At 64.4% G+C, this 19,173-nt stretch carries 16 protein-coding genes; 7 read left to right on the forward strand and 9 right to left on the reverse strand.

What is annotated here, in order from left to right; genetic code table 11:
* Positions 1–23 precede the first annotated feature (23 nt).
* Complete coding sequence (locus AB7E03_RS13195) at positions 24–626, reverse strand: DUF308 domain-containing protein (RefSeq protein WP_489941839.1); 603 nt, start codon at positions 624–626, stop codon at positions 24–26.
* A gap of 98 nt (positions 627–724) precedes the next feature.
* On the opposite strand from AB7E03_RS13195, the gene AB7E03_RS13200 reads away from it, so the two are divergent.
* The gene (locus AB7E03_RS13200; RefSeq protein WP_489941840.1) at positions 725–1,429 is read left to right on the forward strand and encodes a Pr6Pr family membrane protein; all 705 of its coding nucleotides are present in this window, start codon (positions 725–727) and stop codon (positions 1,427–1,429) included.
* A gap of 10 nt (positions 1,430–1,439) precedes the next feature.
* Here the strand turns inward: AB7E03_RS13200 and AB7E03_RS13205 are convergent, their stop codons facing one another.
* Positions 1,440–1,949 (reverse strand): hypothetical protein, encoded by a 510-nt coding sequence (locus tag AB7E03_RS13205; RefSeq protein ID WP_489941841.1) that lies wholly within the window; start codon positions 1,947–1,949, stop codon positions 1,440–1,442.
* 104 nt (positions 1,950–2,053) lie between these two features.
* Between AB7E03_RS13205 and AB7E03_RS13210 the strand changes: the two genes are divergently transcribed.
* A complete protein-coding gene (locus AB7E03_RS13210; RefSeq protein ID WP_489941842.1) occupies positions 2,054–3,028 on the forward strand; it encodes a nuclear transport factor 2 family protein in 975 nt (324 codons plus the stop codon).
* Between the two features lie 19 nt (positions 3,029–3,047).
* Here AB7E03_RS13210 and AB7E03_RS13215 read toward each other — a convergent pair whose 3' ends face one another.
* Complete coding sequence (locus AB7E03_RS13215) at positions 3,048–5,867, reverse strand: helix-turn-helix transcriptional regulator (RefSeq protein WP_489941843.1); 2,820 nt, start codon at positions 5,865–5,867, stop codon at positions 3,048–3,050.
* Positions 5,868–5,978: 111 nt separating this feature from the next.
* Here AB7E03_RS13215 and AB7E03_RS13220 point away from each other — a divergent pair, with 111 nt between their 5' ends.
* Together AB7E03_RS13220 and AB7E03_RS13225 are read left to right on the forward strand one after the other, a co-directional pair.
* On the forward strand, positions 5,979–6,227 hold the full coding sequence (locus tag AB7E03_RS13220) for an SCO4226 family nickel-binding protein (protein ID WP_489941844.1): 249 nt from the start codon (positions 5,979–5,981) through the stop codon (positions 6,225–6,227).
* A gap of 62 nt (positions 6,228–6,289) precedes the next feature.
* On the forward strand, positions 6,290–6,715 hold the full coding sequence (locus tag AB7E03_RS13225; protein WP_489941845.1) for a hypothetical protein: 426 nt from the start codon (positions 6,290–6,292) through the stop codon (positions 6,713–6,715).
* Positions 6,716–6,897: 182 nt separating this feature from the next.
* Here AB7E03_RS13225 and AB7E03_RS13230 read toward each other — a convergent pair whose 3' ends face one another.
* The 6 genes from AB7E03_RS13230 to AB7E03_RS13255 all read right to left on the reverse strand — a co-directional run bounded on the left by AB7E03_RS13230 (position 6,898) and on the right by AB7E03_RS13255 (position 15,316).
* Positions 6,898–8,205, reverse strand: a complete 1,308-nt coding sequence (locus tag AB7E03_RS13230; RefSeq protein ID WP_489941846.1) for a DUF1254 domain-containing protein — start codon at positions 8,203–8,205, stop codon at positions 6,898–6,900.
* Positions 8,206–8,647: 442 nt separating this feature from the next.
* Positions 8,648–9,556 carry a DUF2971 domain-containing protein gene (locus AB7E03_RS13235; RefSeq protein ID WP_489941847.1) on the reverse strand — a complete coding sequence of 303 codons (909 nt, stop codon included), beginning with the start codon at positions 9,554–9,556 and terminating at the stop codon, positions 8,648–8,650.
* Positions 9,557–9,722: 166 nt separating this feature from the next.
* Positions 9,723–11,657, reverse strand: coding sequence for a dCTP deaminase (dcd, locus tag AB7E03_RS13240; RefSeq protein ID WP_489941848.1), 1,935 nt, complete (start codon positions 11,655–11,657; stop codon positions 9,723–9,725).
* Positions 11,658–12,636: 979 nt separating this feature from the next.
* The gene (locus AB7E03_RS13245) at positions 12,637–13,434 is read right to left on the reverse strand and encodes an SIR2 family protein (RefSeq protein WP_489941849.1); all 798 of its coding nucleotides are present in this window, start codon (positions 13,432–13,434) and stop codon (positions 12,637–12,639) included.
* A complete protein-coding gene (locus AB7E03_RS13250; RefSeq protein ID WP_489941850.1) occupies positions 13,431–13,985 on the reverse strand; it encodes a non-canonical purine NTP pyrophosphatase in 555 nt (184 codons plus the stop codon). Before AB7E03_RS13250 ends, AB7E03_RS13245 begins: the two co-directional genes overlap by 4 nt.
* Positions 13,985–15,316: an amidohydrolase family protein gene (locus AB7E03_RS13255; RefSeq protein ID WP_489941851.1), complete on the reverse strand. Its 1,332-nt coding sequence runs from the start codon at positions 15,314–15,316 to the stop codon at positions 13,985–13,987. The genes AB7E03_RS13250 and AB7E03_RS13255 overlap by 1 nt, the downstream gene beginning before the upstream one ends.
* On the opposite strand from AB7E03_RS13255, the gene AB7E03_RS13260 reads away from it, so the two are divergent.
* From AB7E03_RS13260 to AB7E03_RS13270, 3 genes are all read left to right on the forward strand, one after another.
* On the forward strand, positions 15,266–17,374 hold the full coding sequence (locus tag AB7E03_RS13260; RefSeq protein WP_489941852.1) for a GmrSD restriction endonuclease domain-containing protein: 2,109 nt from the start codon (positions 15,266–15,268) through the stop codon (positions 17,372–17,374). The two genes, AB7E03_RS13255 and AB7E03_RS13260, sit on opposite strands and share 51 nt — an antisense overlap.
* Before the next feature lie 151 nt (positions 17,375–17,525).
* Positions 17,526–17,831, forward strand: a complete 306-nt coding sequence (locus tag AB7E03_RS13265) for a hypothetical protein (protein ID WP_489941853.1) — start codon at positions 17,526–17,528, stop codon at positions 17,829–17,831.
* 249 nt (positions 17,832–18,080) lie between these two features.
* Positions 18,081–19,148 carry a tyrosine-type recombinase/integrase gene (locus AB7E03_RS13270; protein ID WP_489941854.1) on the forward strand — a complete coding sequence of 356 codons (1,068 nt, stop codon included), beginning with the start codon at positions 18,081–18,083 and terminating at the stop codon, positions 19,146–19,148.
* The last annotated feature ends 25 nt before the right edge of the window (positions 19,149–19,173 follow it).

The following is a 19,173-nucleotide window of genomic DNA, read 5'->3' on the forward strand; positions in this document are numbered from 1 at the left end:
GGGGTCTTTCTTGTCGCGAGGGGTCACGAGCCGCTCTCCGCTCCGGCGGACGGCGTGCGGCTGTGCGAGGCGCCCCGCAGTGTGACCGCTCCGATCGCCTGGAACACTCCGACGATGACCGCCCAGGCGCCGAAGAGCCCGATCGCGAGGACCGCATCGGCGGGCGCCAGGAGCAATACCAGGGCGAGCACAGCGGTGATCGCGCCCACGATCAGCCAGTCGCGAGCGGCGGCGTCGCGACTGCGCTCCCGGATGCCGTTGTACAGCTCCAGGAAACCGGTCAACGCCGCCCACACGGTCACCAGGTAGAGGAAGAGGCCGAGGCCCGCACCGGCGAGCGCAAGCGCGAGCACACCGGCGATCAGGCCGATCGCGCCTTGCACGGCGAAGAGGATGCGCGTGAGGCGTCCGCCTGCCAGCAGAACGCTCAGGATGCCCGTCACCAGACCGTCGAGGATGGCGAAGGCGCCGAAAACGATGAGCCCGAAGGGGGCGGTGTGCGCGTCCCGGGTGAACGTGATCACCGCTGCTGCTGCCAGGGCGACGATCGCGCGTGCGGCGGGGACGACCCAGTACCGGGTGTGCGCGTGGACGTTCGGATGCTGGGCAGGGACGGCGGTAGCCACTCGGCGACCTCTTTCGTACGGGATTCGCCATCCAGTCTAGTCGGCGGCTTCCTGCGCGTTCGCCCACCGATCATGCCGCCGCTCGCTACGATCACGGCATGCGGATCGGATTCGCGGTGCTCCGTGCGGTGGCGTTTCTGGTCACGCTGGCGGCCGTCATCGCCCAGCTCACGACGAGTGTCGCGTCCATCAGCGCCCGCGGCGGCAACGTCGGGACGCTCGTTGCGAACTTCTTCAGCTTCTTCACGATCGACTCCAACGTGCTCGGTGTCGTCGTCCTCGGGATCGGCGCGGTGCTCCTGCTCGTACGCCGCGGTGACGACCCGGGCTGGTATACCGGGCTCCGCGCCGCGGCGGTGACCTACCTGGTGACCACCGGCGTCGTCTACAACCTGCTGTTGCGCAACATCTCCCTCGCCCAGGGCACCACGGTCGGCTGGTCGAACGAGGTGCTGCACGTCATCGCGCCGGCGTACCTGCTGATCGACTGGCTGTTCGCGCCAGGGCGCACGCCGCTGCGGATGCGGGCGGTGTGGGGCATCGCCGTCTTCCCCATCGTCTGGGCGGTCTACACGCTGATCCGTGCGCCTTTCGCAGCGGACCCCGTGACGGGCGAAGGACCCTGGTATCCGTATCCGTTCCTCAACCCGGCGACCAGTCCGAACGGGTACCTCTCCGTCGCCTTCTACGTCGTGCTGATCGCTGTGGTCATCCTGGTCGCGGGATACGGCGTCGTCTGGATCTCCCGGCGCTGGAGGGGTGACCGCGCCCTTCCCGACGCCGTGCCACTCGCGGAGGCCTGAGAGAGGTCCGTCACGCCACGGCGGGACGAGGCTCCGGCTCTTCGGCGCGCGCCCAGAAGATCACCGCGGCGAGCGCACCCACGGCGAGCAGGAACGCTCCCGTCGGAGTCACCGTGTCTGGGAGCTCGCGCTGTGCGAGCATCCCGGCGACGATCCCGGCCAGCACTCCGGCGCCTGCGACCACGGCCAACGCGAACGAGATCGCGCGAGCCGCGCCCTCCATCACCATGCCACGCACGACCAATGCGAGCGCTGCGATCACCCAGAGCGCGGCGACCGGCACCGAGAGGAGCAGGCCGAGCGGATCGCGTAGCAGCACGCCCGGCACGGCATAGAGGATGCCCGCGGCCAGCAGCAGCACGACGCCGAGCCCGGCGAAGGCGCCGATGCGCGCGCGGTCCGTCCGGAGCCGGAGAATCGGACCGAGCAGCGACGGCCAGGTCAGTGCGAGGGCGAAGGCGACCAGGGAGAGCGCCACGCTGCCTGCGCCCTGCAGCACGGGGAGAAGGATGCCCAACATCCCTCCATTGAACGCGTCCGCCCGGCGATCCGCGTCATCCCGGAGGATGATCGGCAGTGCCGGGCGAACGACCCGCTGACCTGCCCACGATTGGAGAACCCCCGATGCTCGTCCGTCACCGCGGTGCCGAACCGTCCGTCGACCCGTCGGCCTCCGTCGCTCCGACAGCGGTCGTCTCCGGCGACGTCCGCATCGCAGCCGGGGTCCGGATCCTCCACGGAGCCGTCGTGTCGGCTGAGGACGGGCGGGTGACGATCGGCGAGGATGCGGTGGTGATGGAGAACGCCCTCATCCGCGGGCGCGCCGCCCATCCCGTCCACATCGGGCCGTCCGTCATGATCGGGCCGCACGCGCACGTCAACGGCAGCGTCGTCGAGGCGGAGGCGTTCATCGCCACGGGGACCTCGCTGTTCCCGGGGAGCCGGATCGGCGAAGGAGCCGAGGTGCGGGTCAACGGTGTCGTCCAGGTCAACACGCACGTGCCCGCCGGCGCGGTGGTGCCGATCGGCTGGGTCGCCGTGGGGAGCCCGGCGACGATCCTCCCGCCGGAGAGGCACGAGGAGATCTGGGCGATCCAGCGCGAGCTCGACTTCACCGGCACCGTCTATGGCGTCGGCCGCGACGTGCCGATGCGGGAGCTCATGCGCCGGCAGAGCGCGTACTACGGCGCACACTTCGACGACGAGGTCCTCGATCCGCCTGTGGACGGCTCCCGGATCCTGAACCAGCTGGCGAAGGTCATCGACGAGCACCGTTGGAAGGACCTCCCTCCGCTGCTCCACCCCGATTTCTCGTGTCGCTACGTCCACACCGGGGAGCGCTTCGACCGTGATGCCTGGGTTCGGCTCAATGCCGAGTACCCGGGATTCCAGCGATTCGTCCTTGAGGACTGTGTCGGCCGGGCCGACCGGGCTGTCGGTCGTGCGCACGTGACGGCGGAGGCCGACGGGCAGCTCCAGCACTTCGAGGTGGCAACCTTCATCACCGTGCGCGACGGCCTCATCGCCGAGATGACCGAGGTCTGGACGGGGGTCGACGAGAAGGCGCCCGAGGGCACCCGACCGGATGGTGCGTCGTAGAGCGCGTGCGCTCCGGACGTCATAGGGCCGAGCTGCGGCGCGCATCCTCGACCGCCCACGCGGCGATCTCGGTCCGTCGCGCGGCTCCGAGCTTCGCCAGGATGTGCTCGACGTGGGTCGAGACCGTCTTGGGTGCGATGTGGAGGCTCTCGCCGATCTCCCGGTTCGTGGCGCCGGATGCGACGAGTCGCGCCACCTCGCGTTCGCGGGAAGTCAGCACCGTCGTCTCCACACCGTGGTCCAGGCGACCGGCGAGGGCGTCAGCCCGGGCGACCACGGCACCAGCGCCCGCCTCCGCTGCTCGGACGCGCGCCTCGCTCACGAGCGCGGCCGCTTCGGCCGGACTCCGGGTGCGGCGGGCGCACTCCGCGCGGTCGAGGAGCACCTGCGTTCCCTCCCACCAGCGCCCCAGCTCGTTCCAGCCGTCCCCGGCAGCGGTCAGCAGCTCCTTCGCCCGAGTCGGCCGCCGTTCGGCCAGGGCCACCAGTCCCTCGGCGTGGGCGATGGCGTACTCCGTGCCGGGGATGGCCCTGGATCGAACAAGCGCGCCGGCGCGCTCGACCCAGTGTCGAGCGGCCGTGACGTCGCCGCGGAGGAGTTGTGCACGCGTCCCGGTGACCAGGTACGGGAACAGGTAGGCGGCGTCCTCGATCGCCTCGGAGCCGTGCAGCCCGCGCTCGCACAGCTCGACAGCACGCTCCGGGTCGCCGTCCGCGAGGGCGACCTCGGCGAGCCCCCAGAGGGCGGGGGACCAGCGCTGCAGTTCGTGCATCCTCTCGCCGATCTCAGCCGCCTCTCCGAGGAGTCCCGCCGCCCGCTCGGTGTCACCGCGTGACAGCGCCACGTAACCGAGCACATGCAGAGCCGTCACCTCTGTCGTGATGCCGCCCCGCCCGTCTGCGCGCGCACGGCTGGCCCGCTGTTCGGCCGCGTCGAGCGATCCGGTGGCCCATTCCACGTGCGCCAGGTGCGCGTCCAGGTAGTGGGCGTCGTTCCATCGCTCGATCCGTGTGGCGTACGAGATCCCCTCCTCCAGCCAGCCCCGACCGCGATGGTACTGGAGCAGCACAGACGCCGAGGAGCCGATCATGCGGTAGGCGCGGGCTGCGGCGGCTTCCCACCCATGCGACGCGGCCCCGGTGGCGGACGCGAGGAGCAGCTGCCAGCCTTCCTCGCCCGCTCCGGCGAACACGAGCACCGACCCGCGCGTGACGTCGACCGCGAGACGCTCCTCCGGGTCGTCGGTAAGCAGCTCCCGCGCTTCGGCGGTCAAACGCAGGCTGAGGTCGAGGCGACGATCCAGCATCGCGGCGGCGGCGTGGGCGGCCAGAAGACGGCCGCGGACGCGCTCGACCGCCGCCGGGTCGGAGGCGGAGGCCGAGGCGATCCACGCCAGGGCGTCCCCGAGCTGCGCAGCACGCGCCTCGTAGCCGGCCCCGAGCAAGTGGCGTGCGTTTACGAGAGCGGGCACCACGGCGGCAGCGTCAACCGGGTCGCCCGACTCTCGCAGCAGCTCGATGGCGCGCGAAAACTCCCGCTCTGCCTCCACGTTGGCGTCGGTCGCGGCCAGTTCCGCTCCCAGCAGCCGGTGGAGTTCGGCGCGCTCGGCGACGGGTGTTCCCGAGGGGACGGTTCGCTCAGCCCTGCGGTACAGGTCGACCGCCTCCCGATGGGCGGACAGCGCCGCTGCCCGCCCCGCGGCCCGGCGCGCGCGGACGTACGCCTCGTCGGCGCGGCCGGCGCGCTCGAAGTGCGTCGAGAGGACGGCGTCGGAGAGCTGCGGCGCCGCCTCTACGACGCGGGCGTGCAGCTCGCGTCGTCTCACCGCCGGCACCGACCCGTAGACCGCGTCGCGGATGAGGGCGTGACGGAAGTCGAACCGGTCGCCCGCCGGGACGATGAAGTTGGCGGCGATCAGGTCCTCCAGGCCGGCGTCGATGTCCGCATCCCCGCCCAGTACGGCCTCAAGGGTGCGGCGATCGAACTCCCGCCCGATCACGGCCGCCGCAGCCACTGTGAGTGCCGCGTCCGGACCCAGCCGCGACATCCTCACCAGAACCGCCCCGCCGATCGTGTCAGGGACCGCATCCACGCCGACCGCCACCAGCTCCTCGACGTGCAGCGGGATGCCGTCGGCGGCGTCGAACAGCCGGTCGACCTGGTCGGCGGACGGCTCCTCGCCCGTGATCGAGGCCAGCATGCGGCGCGTGCCGTCTCGGTCGAGGCGCGTCAGCAGCACCTCCTCGGCGTGCCGCTGTGAGAGCATCCCCAGCCGCCAGGCCGTGAACTCTCGGGCCGCATCCGGCTCCTGCGACCGGTAGCTGGCCACCACCAGCGACGGGAGGGACGGCAGGGCGACGGCGACGCGCTGCAGGACATCCAAGCTGAGCTGGTCGGCCCAGTGGAGGTCTTCCAGCCGGAGCAGTAGCGGCGTCGCAAGAGCTTCGGTCAGCGCGGCGGCGAGGTCGGCGACGAGGATGCGCCGCGCCCCCTCCGAACCGACGCCTTCGGCCGCGAGCACCAGCGCCCGCAGGCGCTCGGCCGACCCGGGCTCCTCGGCCTCGCGCAACGCCGTGGCAATGCCGAGCAGCAGGAGCCCCGGCGTGCCGCGGTCGCCTGCGAACGAATCGGCGCGAGCCGACCTCCCACCCGCCTGCACGACCAGTTCGTCGAGCAGCCGCGACTTGCCGATGCCCGCTTCGCCGCCCACCAGAAGCAGTTCACCCCGCCCGGCAGCCGCCTCGGCCCGCCGGCGCAGCACGAGCGCCATCACGTCGTCGCGCCCGACGAACAGTGGACACACCCTGGCCACGCCGCCCGCGGGCGACCCCGCGCTCATGGCGGCAGTGTAGCGCCGGAACCACGCCTCGGGGAGCGAGATCGGTCGTATGACCGATGCCGCGACACCCCGGGGAGGGCGACGCTGTCGTCACAAGGAAAGGAGCCGATCATGGCCACATTCATCGACGTCCACGACGGATTCGTCGGCGTCACTCACGACCAGCTGCAGGAGGCGCACGACGCCGACGCCGCCATCGAGGGCGAGGAGGGCGTGCACATCGAGCGCGCCTGGCTCGACCCGGTGAGCGGCAAGGTGTTCTGCCTGTCGACGGGACCGTCCAAGGAGGCGCTGATGCGCATCCACGAGCGGGCGGGTCACCCGACCGACCAGGTGTACGAGGTGAGCATCGAGGTCTGACCCGCACAGGTCCTGCGGCGCGCGTTCCTACCGACCATGGGTTCGACCCCTAAGTTCGCTGTATGGCGTCACGGTGGAGCACCCCTCTGATCGCCCTCGCGATTGTCGTGGGGCTGGGTGGGATGCTCGCCGGCGCGTCGGCGCTCTTGAACCTGCCACCGGATGGTCCGGTCGCGCGCGGCCCGGTCCCGGGCGCCGACGCAACACTGCCCTCCACCGCGCACGCCTACATGGAGGCCGCAAAGGATAACGACTGCGGCATGACCCGCGCCCTCACAACCTCCAACACGACGGCCTGGTGCGATGGACCTCGGCTTCTCTCGTACACGCTGCTCGGCCGCACGGGCGATGACGGCGACTGCATGTCGTATTCGATCACCACCGACACCGGCCTCGACGGCACCGATCAGGGCGGGACGGAAGGGTGGTCGTTCTGCTACCGCCAAACAAAGGCGGGCTGGCGGCTCTGGGATCAGGGCCAGGGCTGATCCGTGGGAGTCGACGACAGCTGTCACCCCCAGGCGAGATGTTGTCCCAGGTGGTGGCTCCCGAAGACGATTCCGCCTGGAGATTGTCCGCCTTCCCCGCCAAATAGGTTGTCCGGTGACTTACCTATCCCTGGAGATCATCGCGCGGACGCACCCTCCCGCGTTCGTACAGCCGGAGGCGCTCACGTCCCCTCAAGTGCAGGTTCTTCAGGGCAGTAGAGCCGCATCATCAAGACGAAGTCGCCGTCCGGCGCTGGCAGCCAGTTGGCGTCGCGCTCGGGACCAGGAGACTCAGTTCCGATATACAAGTCGAGCGATCCATCAGGGCTCACCGCGATGTCGTCGTTGGATCCAATGGAATAGCGGCCGATGCGGTTCGGCACCAGGAAGTAGCCGCTGTCGTACATGGTGAGCGACCAGAAGCCCTCGCTCGCCACAGGCGGAAGATCCGCAGCGCCGAAGTGCATGACGTACGAATTCGCACCGTTGAGCGGGTGGCCTTCGCCGTCGAAACGCCCGATCGGGTAGAACGCGTCCTCCGGGAGGTTGCCGCCGACGCCGATGTAGGCCACGAGCGCACGCTGGAGATAGTCCTGCCCGTAGCGGCCCGACCCGGTGGAGATGATCCACCCGTTGGCCTGCCGCTGCTGGGCGTACTGACCGAGGATCTGCTGATGAGCCGCCACCGGGACCCCCGCCAGGCCCGTTAGCGCATGTGAGAGAAGCGATTGGTCGAAGCTGTCGAGTACTCCAAGCCGCCTCAGGGCATCTACTGCTGCGCCATCACCCCGCGTCGGAGGGTTCTTCTTCAGCAGCTCCGCCAAGCGACGAAGGAAATCGACCATCGGGAGGTTATCGATCTGGTCGCGGGGCGGCGTCACCATGTCGATGGTTTCGTCCACAGGTTCCTCGCTCGAAGCGGTCCCGTCCTCTGACAGCGGGAGCAAGAGGTAAAGATCCTGCAACTCGCGAACCAGCTCGTAGTCGGCCTCTGTCCCGGTGGAGTACGTGCGACCGATGAGCAGCACCAGGTCGGTGCCTGACTCCACATGTTCGGCGCCGGCACGCAATTCCCCTTTCCACCCCGAACGCGTGATGACGTACTCCCTCGCCTCGCCACCGTTGGTCCGAGTGCCTGGGTTCGCAATCACCTCGGTCCAGCCGTCCAGAATCGGCATCATGTAGAAGCGGTCCCGCACTTCCGGAAGATGCAAAAGGTACGGTCCATTTGCCAAGTCCAGCCACGCAATCGAGTAGAGGGTGTCCAGACTCGCCCCGGCGATAGCGCGGTCGGATGCGCCAGGGAACGAGCGGTGGTGCGCGAACTGCCCCATGGGGGCGAGCGGACCGTGCGGCTCCCGGACGTTCGTCGTAACGCGCCGCAACGAATCCATCACCAGCAACGGGTACCCATAGACGTAGGCCTCAACCCCGAGGTCGAAGGCTTCGTTCTCGGTGAGCGGTTCAGCTCCCGCGACGGGATGTTCCATGAGCACGGTCCCCTCTGTGTGAAGGCGCACAACCGGAATCCGCGTCGGTGTGTCACCCGTCTCGCGGCGACAGGCTACTCCGGAGCAAACCTCGAGCGGAAGCGACCCGTGTCCCAATCGGAACGCTGCGGATTGCGGACGATGGCCGCCTCAGCCGCCCCATGGATTGTCCACGCCTCCGAATCGGACAGTCTTCGCGGCGGAACGACAACCTACGTCGACGGTCGACAGCAGCTGTCGGGCTGCAGTTCAGATTGTCCCGAATGCACGGCGCAATCGTCGCGGCCGCCAACAGATTGTCCTCGCTATCCGCCATTTAGATTGTCCCGTCTAGCCAGCCGCTGGTCACGTCGCGCGGGAGACGCAAGGGAGCGGTACTTCACTGTCCCATGCATCTCAATCGCTTCCCCCGGCAGGTGAGCCGATCACTGCCGCGCTGCGCCTATCGATAGGGGGCGTCGCTGCGGGAAATCGTTACGGCCTCTGCGTCCTCTCGGCCCAGGCTCATCCGTAGCAGATCCTCGACAGCGTACTGAGCTTCAGGAGGAAGCGTTGGGCCGATAACGATCTCTCTGATCGCTTCGGGCTTGAACTTCAATTCGATGAATGGCACCAGACCGCGCGGTCCAGGACGGAGCATTACATTTGGCGGAGAATCGTTCGGCCAAGTCGCGATCAACCGCCTCTCGTTCTCTTCCTCGAATGCCTCATGTTTTGTGGACGCGAGGTTCTGGATGATGGCGAGTTGTTCGGTGAGCTGCCGAGGCCCGCGTGGGTATTCGGAGGCGAGCTTCTCCGCATGATCACGAAGTCCCCGCTCGCTCATGTACTGCACGGCCGCGCGACGGATAAACCATGACCCCTCGCGGTGGGCTTCGGCCCGAGACCATGCAGAATCTGGAACGGTGTACACCGATGTCTCCAGCAACGCCTCCCAGTTGAACCCTATTGCGTAGCCGCCGCCGGCAGCCGCGTACCCGCGCCACTGACTCAAGAGGTCGCCGTCCTGGCAGAAGCAGCCAACGAATGCCCGGATCCCGCCAATCCGCCTTTGGACCTGCATCGCCGTCACCATATCTTCGATGACGCCCTTTCGGCTTGCGTTGTCCGCGTCGAGTTGACCTAGCGCTGCCTCGGCGGCGCGCTGAAAGATCCTGTTGAGCTCATCGCGACCCGCGAGCTCCTTCTGATCATTTAGGAACCGGACGTCAGTTAGCCGTAGCCGTTTGGTCGAGAGTACGCTGCGCAGCCCCTCAGCGCTTGTGTAGTGGAAGGTGTCCGCTCCAGGCGGTGTCACGTCCTCGGAGAACTCCGCTCCGGCGAATGTTCTCGTCCCCTGCTTCAGTTCCATAGATTCCCGTCTCCCGGCGCGCAACGAAGTCCAGTCTGTCCTGACGCTGGTCTGACCTCACCGGGTGGCCGCAGTCAGCCCAGGCATCGTCGTGACTTAGAGGCAAGGTAAGCGAGCAATCCCCGGGCTCCTACTCTCGACAATGGGTAACCGGGGCGTCGCGTGATTATTTCACCAGGCGGCCTTCAGCGAAGCGACGCCGCATATTCACTAGCGTCTCGCTTTCCTTATCTTCCCGAATCTTGGAAAATTCTGGTCCGGTGGGGTAGCGGTACTTGCTTTGGGTACTGTCCGGATCGTCCTGAGCCTCGTCCGGGTTGGTTCGCCAGAGCATGAGTTGCGCAACACGCTCGCCAGGCGTTATCGCCATCGGGACTTCGCCAAGATTCACTAGCTCGAGCGTCAGGCATCCGGTGAAACGAGGGTGCACCTGTACCGCAGTGGCAGAGAGCATGCCGAGTCGGCCGTACGAGGAGCGGGTGATGACCTGGCCTGCGACGTCCGGCGGCATAACAATGTATTCGAGCGTCGCGGCGAGAACGAGTTGGTTCGGGTGCAAGTAAAAAACGTCGCCCCAGGACCTCTCGACCTTGGTTTGGATAGTCCGGGGGTCTTGCGAAGTGTCGAGAGCGTCGAATTGCCCGGTATTTGATTTCTCGAAAATAATGAATTGGTTGCCCAGCCGGAGGTCAACACTTGGATCCTTGATGTCAGGTGGAAGACGGGGGACAATGACGAGCCTGCTCTCGTCTGTAGCGTCAAGTCGCCGACGGATTTGGGAAGCAGAAAGTGCACCCGCCTCGCCCAGCTCGGGCGCCGCCTCCGACAAGGCAGTCGGACTCGTCATCGCGCCCCCAGCGGCCTGCCAGCGTTGTAGGAAGTCGAGCAAGTCCAGCGCTTTCAGGGCGACCTGGTTGACCGGAGTATCGGCGGCTTCGACGAATACCAGCCAAACAGCGTTCACTAGGTCGGCTTCGGTGAAGCGATCGGATGATTGGCTGGTCGGATCGTGCACGGGAGGCACCCCCTCCCGTAGCATCTTCGCGCATGTCCGAATTTGTTCGCGCCGATCGGCCTGAGCGTACGACCGCGTCGCGCTCCATGCTTCGACGTCTGTCCAAATCGCCTCGCCCTGTGCGGTGAAGTGATCCGTGAGCAACTGCGCCCATTCAGGAAGCGCCGGTGTCTGAAGGGCAAGATCGTCTAGGCCTTGGACGATCCCCAACTCGTCTCCGCCCGAGGTGCTACGGAGCCACCGCAGCATGAGGGCAGTTCTCAAGGCACGCGGAGGATGTGTGGCTCCAGCGGTAGAAACGGGGGAAACGTATGCGAGAAAGTCCGTCAGGGCGGCCACTCCTGCTGCGCCGAACCGGTGCACGGCATACGCGTCACACGTGAGTTCCTCCAACCAGTTGGCCGCGATTTGCTCGAAAACTCGGCTTGTTGGTTGGCTTCCTGCTCCGGGAGGAAGGTCCGTCACGGCGGCAGTGGCCGCCGCGTCCAAAACGTTGGTGTGGCTACGCAATACGGGCCGAATTCGTTGAAGATAGTGCGCCAGCTCGTGCCCGCATGTGATCGGTAACCACGAGACTCTTGCGCCCTCAGCCTCTGGCGCGGTAATTAGCGCTAGCGGCGGGTTGGTCCCGTTCTGGGCGACTGGAAGGCCACCGAACAGGGCGGCCCGAAGGTCGCGCGTGAATGTCATGAAGTTGTCCGGTCTACCTACCGTGACTACCGCGTGAGTAGGTTCACCGCCCATGCGCTGAATTTCTGCGTCTATGATTTCGACCAGCGGAGTCGGCATCCGCCTGTCCCCGCGTCGGAACAGCTCATCGAAGAACCCGACCCGGGCTTTCAGGTGCGTGTTCCATGTTCGTAAGTTCGCAAGTCGAATAGTGTCATCAGTAGTCGCTTCGAACTCTTCGGAAACCTCTTCGCGAAGGGCGTCGACGTAGTCGACGAACATCGCGAGCGCTCGTCGCATGCCGGGACTCGACTTTGGCAGCACCACTCCCAGATCGATCACGATTTGTTGGAATGCGCGCGCGCGGTCCAAAAGGGCCCGCAGCCGGTAGCCCGGCACATCGACGGATGCTGTCACGAGAGCCTTCTACGGAAAGAGGGGAGTTCGCTCTCCGGGGGTGGACAACGCAAGGGCTGCGTAATCCCCACCCGAGAGAAAAAGATCCTTCAGATAGTAGGCGTCGTCTCGCGACGGTGGATTGTCATCCAACAGGCTCTCAAGCCGGCCAATCAGCCCCTCTAGCATCTCAGCCGCCTGGTTGTCTTCAAGGGAACGCCGATCAGGGCTGGCAAGCGCGCCGAGTGTAAATCCAGCAAGCGCGTATGCCGGTTCATCGACCACAGTCGCCCCCCGTCTCCCGCGAAGCACATCGACTTCTGAACGAAGACCCGAAAGTACAGTCTCAACCGCTCCGCGCTCCACGGTTCGCAATGGTTCACCCGAACTCGCGTGAGCTGCGGCCGCCGCCACTCGGGTAAATAAGACCCCGGCGGAAGAAGCAATAAGGTCCGTTCCCTGCACCGGGATGGCGCTATGCATTCGATTCCCTTTCCGTCGTACGTGGCGTGTCATCCGCGTCAACTTAGATTGTCATGCTAACGGCCGACACTGTACTCTGGGTTAAGTCTAGGAACAGGTTTCATGATTCTTGATGAATGACGCGCAATGAATGTTTCCTCTGATCTGCTAAAGAAACTCTTTGGACGGCCCGTCCGAGTCCATCTTGCACTTTGGATACTCGCCCGAAACGAAAGCTTCTACCTTCAAGAGGCACAAGTCGCCATGCAGGCACATGCCCACGCTCCTTCGGCGACGCGTGGAGAAGTAGCTACTCTGCGCGACTGCGGCCTGCTGGTGGAGACCCCTGCCGGTGGCCGCAGGTACTACACAATCACCAACTCAGAGTGGTGGCAGGTGTTCCGGGCCATAGCCGCTGTAATTGAGTCACGACCTGCCGATGTACCACTGCGTGAAACCCGCGGCCCCGACGATCTTCACCGAATACAGAACAACCGATAGCACCTGTGGGGTCGGGACCGACCAAACTGGGCTGAATCTATGCGCCTGTCAACTCTTCCAGGAAGGCGGTCAACGCCTCCTTGGGATTCTCTTCTTCTGACACGACTAGTTCGATGCCCCAACTGGAGAGAACTTCTTGTGCAACCGGGTTCGGGCGAGATGTGAAGACGTAGGACTTCGGCCGCGCGGCCGGTAGAACGGAGTCATCCCACATCTTCGAGAGGCGGTAGAACAGCAGCCTTATGTTGATGTCGCTGAGGCTGTAGCCAATGAAGAGCACCGAGTTGCTGAGAACGTCATTTCGCAACTTAATGTCAAGAGGCGAATCGAAGTTCAGCCGTTCGAAGAAGCTTGTCTCGCTAAGAACGATCGACTCATCGTCTTCGAAATCCCCATGAAGCTTGATGATCTGGCGGCCACCTTCGGATGCTGAGACGAGATCGGATACCTTGGCAACCTTTGAATAGGCAACTTTGAAGGTGTCGTGAGCGTACTCCAGCCATCGGTCGTAATTTGTGGTGTAAATCCGGTGGAAGTTGCCTGTTGCTATCAGGCGGTGGACGTCGGACTTTGAGACATCGATGTCCGATCTGTGCCACTCCCGGTCCATCCAGCTCCGAAGCTCCCCGATGCGACCCTTCTTTCGGGTATAGAACTCGGCTAGCGCCAGGGCGTCGCCGTAGGTAGCGAACACCGCCGGGTCGTACTTGAGTTCCTCCGCAATGTGATCAATCAGGGCCTTCCACGTGGGTAGTCCGAGATTGGCGGAAACTCCTGCCCCCGCGAATAGCATCAATCTTCCGGCCTTGTATGCCTCAGATAGCTCAGCAATCATCGCGTGTTTTCCTCCTCGAACAGGTGCCGGACAAGTTTGTCCAGCGCCTGGCGACGCATTGAGATTTCGTCCTTGACTGGCCCCAGCTCCGCAAAGGTCTTGTCGTATCCGGTTGGGACAAACACGCAGTCCCACTGAAATCCGGGCGGCCCGGCGGGAGCGGCCGCCACAGTTCCCTCGATTGATCCCTCGAACACATGGATCCGCTTGCCGTCGCAGTATGCGATGACGGTCTTCGCCGTTATCGCGCGATCTTCCAGCCCGTCGGCGAGCTTGACGAATCGCTCTGCCTTCAAGTTGTCCCAGAAGATCTGCGTGAGTCCGGCCGGTAAGCCACCAAGGTCCTTCAGGTACAGTCCGGTGTGCTCGACAAAGAGTGGGCGACCGATTATCTCGAATGCCTTGATCAGTTTGTCGTGGACAAGCCGTTCAACGTCCTCGGTCTGCAGTTCCTCAATCTTCTCCTCGATGGGAACAACATCGATGCCCGTCAAGATCCGTTGAACCTCGGCAATCTTGTATTTGTTGTTCGATAGGAACCTGATTTTCATCAATCACCTTTCGTGAACGAGTACCGCCTCGCGAGCGCGTACTGCTGAGACAGTGCTCCTGTCGATAGGCCTTCACGAGTCGCTTCGATATGGTCTTCGGCCAGGCCGCGATCGTGGATTCCCGGGTTGTCAGAACAGATAACGAAAGGGGTTCCACGCCGTTCGAACTCGACGAGTGGATGCGCCTCATCTAGGCTAAGCGCGCCTGTAAGTCGATTGCTTATCGGGCACACTTCGACGCAGACGTCCCTCTCGGCTAGCAAGTCCATCAACTCTGGGTCCCGGCCAGCCGCCGAACCATGGCCGATCCGGTCAGCGCGAAACTCCTCGACGGCGGTCCGAATGTTCTCGCCGCGGCCCGTTTCGCCAGCGTGTATGGTCACGCCCAGCCCGTATCGGTCCTTTGCCTGCCGGAACATGGCCGGCAACTCGGGCGGATATCCAATCTCCTCGTCACCAGCAAGGTCGATCCCCACGACGTCTTCGGGCTCGCCCAGATCGCGGTAGGCCCGGAGCAACAACGCTAGGTCCGCAGCGGCTCGATCACCGCGGGTCACGGTCAAAACGAGGCCGCGCCGGACCCCATGATTCGCGGCAGCTATCTGTGTTGACTCAAGCAGAGCCGTCAATGCGTCCGCTGTCGAGCAATTCTGCAGACCCGCCAGGTATAGGACGCTGCTACGAAGCTCCACAACTCGAACCGCATTGCTTGCAAAACTCGCGAAGGTCGCAAGCGTGAGGCGATCGAGGTTCTCTCTCTTGCGCGGAAGGAGCCGCAGCACCCGCCATGGCTCCAAGTACGCCCCCAACGATGGCGACGGCGCGCGCCGTGCGAGATCCCGATCAATCGAGAACCCCTCGGGTAGCGCCGTCGCCTCGTCGGAAATAATTTCCCTCAGCGTTGACACCGGCACGGCGCCATTGAGGTGCACATGCAAGTCTGCACGCCCACATGAACTTTCGGGCGCGGCGTGGTCTGGAGGGCTAGTCGGGACCTCGTACGCATCGCGGTAAGACACCTCGTCGACAGGCAGCACATCGTCCGCCGCGTAGTTGTGACTCACCCGCGCAGTCCTTCTCCCACTAATACCCTGTTGATCGACCCCGCTAGGCGTCCCCCGATGACATAACGATACGGATTGAAGAAGCCCTCTGCGGCCGTTTGGCTTAGGACCCAAGTTTGGCGGTGCGGGGCGGACTCCTGCGTTCGGGACGCGCCGGCACGGCGCGGGAGCTGGTCTTGCCGGACTATGTGGGGCCAGTGCGGAAGGATCTACCGAGTGGAGACCTTTAAGCGGACGCCGTTGCAGCTGTTCAACCTGCCTCAGCACTTCCTGATCCCGTTGTTCCAGCGTCCTTATGTCTGGAAAGAGGACGAGCAGTGGGCACCTCTCTGGAAGGACATCCGCCGCATCACGGAGCTCAGGATTGCCGACCCTGGTTCCAGTGCCACGCACTTCCTGGGCGCTGTGGTCCTACAGTCGCACGAGGCGCAGAGCCGGCGGTTGACCACATGGAACGTCATCGACGGTCAGCAACGCCTGACGACGCTGCAGATTTTGGCCGACGCGACGTGCGCTGTACTAACAGAGGCGGGCGAGGTACGACTGGCCGGTCAGCTCGAGCGACTTACCCACAATGACGAGATCTACGTCGAGGACGGCGACAGTCGCCTGAAGGTTCGCCACCTGAATAAGGACCGATCCGCGTTCGATGAGGTGATGTATGCGGAGCCACCAGTCGACCATTCCGACCTGGTCCATTCCGACTCTCAGATCGTTGGGGCGCACGGCTACTTCTCGACTGTCGTGGCGCAATGGCTAGGCCCGGCCGTGTCAAGCGACTACATGCTAAAAGCTAAGGAGCTGACTGCAGTCCTTCTCGATGGTCTTCAGCTCGTTTCCATTGAGCTCGAGGCGACAGAGAACTCCCAGGAGATCTTCGAGACCCTCAACGCGCGCGGAACCCCGCTGACCGCCTCAGATCTGGTGCGCAACTTCGTGTTCCAGCGTCTTGAAGCCGAGGGCGGAGATACGGCGAAGGCGTATCGAGAGGATTGGCCGTTCGAGACCAAGTTCTGGATGAAGGACGTGAGCGTCGGGCGCAACTTCGTCAGCCGCAGTTCACTGTTTATCAACCAGTGGCTTACCGCCCGAACGGGAGAGGAGGTTAGCCCGCAGTCCACGTTCAATCGGTTCAAATCATACTTCGAGCTGGAATGCGACCGGTCAATGGCAGATCTGCTCCCTGAGATCAAGCTACAGGCGCAGCAGTACGAGTCATGGACCGAAGCAGCTAGCCGCCCGAATGGGAGCCTCAGGGCAACCGAGATGGCGGTGTATCGGATGCAGGCCGGAGGCGTCGAGGTCCTCAAGCCGCTACTCATCTGGCTCCATGAGCCGGGTAGGGAGGTTCCCGAAGAATCCATTCAACGGATCATCCGCGCCGCGGAGAGCTGGGTGGTGCGCCGGCAACTCCTTCGCCTCTCAGGCAGCGACCTCGGCCGCATCATCGCAGACGTCATCGCAGCCAACAGCGCGACACCAAAGAGCGATCTAGTCGAGCGTGTCATTGGTCACCTCGCGCGGCTGAACGTTACGAGTACTTATTGGCCGGGAGACGAGGAAGTCCGGCGAACTTTGACCACAGAGGCCGCGTACACGCGCTATCCGCGAGGCCGGCTGCGCATGATTCTCGAAGCCGCGGAGGACCACTACCGCGCCGAGACCAGGCAACCGCAGATCGAGCGCAAGGGCTATCCGATCGAGCACCTCCTTCCTCAAAGCTGGAAGGAGACTTGGCCTGTATCGTCGCCCGACGAGGCCGAATCCCGACAGGAACACGTCAACCGCCTCGGGAATCTGACACTTCTCACCATCGCCCTCAATTCAAAGGTTTCCAACGGCCCTTGGCGTGCAAAGCGATCCGCGTTGCAGGACCACAACACAATTACCCTCACTGGGCGTGTCATTAAGCGCACTGAGCAGCACGACTGGGACGAGCAGCTCATCGATGAGCGAACCCAAGACTTGATCGACGTTCTGCTCAGCGTCTGGCCGGTCCCCGAGGGTCACCATGGAAAGGTCGTCGATCCGCAGACCAAGGCCGGAGACTGGGTCGAGCTGAAGCACCTAATGGAAGCTGGCCTTCTCAGCGCAGGTGACAAGCTCCTGGCGACGCACCGCGACTACAAGGGCAAAGAAGCGACCCTGATAGGTGACGGCGTCATCGAGCTAGAGGGCAAGCGCTACACATCACCATCCGCCGCCGGCCGCGCCCTGCGGCAAAGTGCGACGAACGGCTGGTATTTCTGGGCGGTGGCGGACGGCCGCAGGCTTCGGGACGTGCGGACGGAGTTCCAGAACTCCATGCCAGCAGATGAGAGCTGATCGTTCCGGCCGCTCCCGGTTCTTCAGCGGCGCTCGACGCAGGAGGATGAGCGCCGAGCGGTCGTTGAGGGCGTCGTCGATCGACTTCGCAAACTGCGGATAGACCACAGCGCAGGCCGTTCGCGAAAACCGTCCAATCTCCTACGACCTCGTGCTGGAGGCAGCCGACTGGGCGCTGCTGATCAGCGATCGTGCTTTCCCCAAGTACCTCTCGCGTGACATCGAGAACACCTCGGGCTACGGGGCGTTGAGTCAGTGGTACGAGCAAGAAGGCTATGGCGACGGCACCAAGACTGCGTCGGAGGCCGCCCGAGAACAGCGCTGGGAGCACCTCAAGACGCTAGTGGAGCGCGCCTCCGAATTCGCGGTAACCGGCAAGTGGGACAAGAACTGGGGGCTGGCGGCCCGGGAGCTCGCGAACAATATGGACGAGGCCGAGGCCGCAATCTACGGTTGACGCGCCAATCGCGCTGCCCCTTCGGCTCGCACCGGCTTTGACCTTTTCAAGGTGCTCGTGGCCGGGGACTGCGATCTCGCTCGCAAATGCTGCGCCCCTGGCGGACCTCACTGTCGCGCACTTGCCTTCCGGGTGAACAATCCGAGTATGGGCAGCGTCAGCGCTTACGAATCCGCTAAGGGTCGCCGATACCGTGCCCGTTGGCGAGACGACGCCGGCCGCCAGCACGAGAGACGGGGATTTCCGACGATGCGGGAGGCGAAACGGTACGTCGTTAGCGCCGAAGCCTGGTTCGCTGGCCAGACGAGAGGACTTCCGGAAGAAGCACGAATAACGATTCTCGAGCTGGCAACGGATTGGCTGGCCAACAAGGAGCAGGCACTCAAGCCGTCGAGTTTCGCGCCGATCCGGACCGCTTGGCGGGTCTATGTTGCCCCGCGCTGGGCCGCCGTTCCAATCGGCGAAGTCAGGCCGTCCGCCGTGGAGAACTGGATCCGTGAGTTGGGCCAGGGCGGGGCTGTTACTGATCGAGTGCGCAGCAGCTACGCAGGAAAGCCGCGGTCGGCGAGCGTCGTGTTTCGCAGTGTTGGGATCCTGGCTGGCGTTCTGGACGTGGCCGTTCGCGATGGACGCATCAGATCGAATCCCGCGCGAGCCGTCACAAATATGCCGAGACGGGACGTCATTGTGCGTCGACCGTATCTAACGGATGAGCAAGTGTTTCGATTTGCGCACTGTGCCCCAGATAGTCAACGCAGCACCCTGATCTTGACGCTCGCCTACACGGGCATCCGGTGGGGCGAAGCCATCGGACTTGCCGTTGGCGACGTAAATTTTCTGGGCCGGCGATTGAGGATCAGCCGAGCTGTCACCGAGGTGAGTGGACAAATGTTCATCGGGACGCCGAAAAGTTGGCAAGCCCGCTCGGTACCCTTCCCTGCTTTCCTCGGACCACGCCTCGAAGAACTGGCCGCCAATAAAGAGCCCTCGGATCTGATCTTCCCGAACTCAAAGGGCGGCTTCATGCATCGCCCGGACACGGCTCAGAGCCGACAGTCATGGTGGTGTAGGGCCTTGAGTGACGCAGGAGTCCGTCACGTTACGCCGCACGCCCTAAAGCACACAGCCGCTAGTTTGGCGGTCAGCGCTGGCGCGAACGTGAAGGCACTGCAGCGAATACTCGGACATAAGTCGGCCGCGATGACGCTCGACACGTACGCCGACCTATTCGAAGAGGACCTCAGTGACGTAGCGAATCGCTTGAACGAACGAGTTCTGGCCCATCTTGGGCGCGATCCGCTCGGGCGGGATTCGTAGGACCAGATTGGGTCGCCAGATATAC

This window comes from Leifsonia sp. RCC_180, from assembly GCF_058138205.1.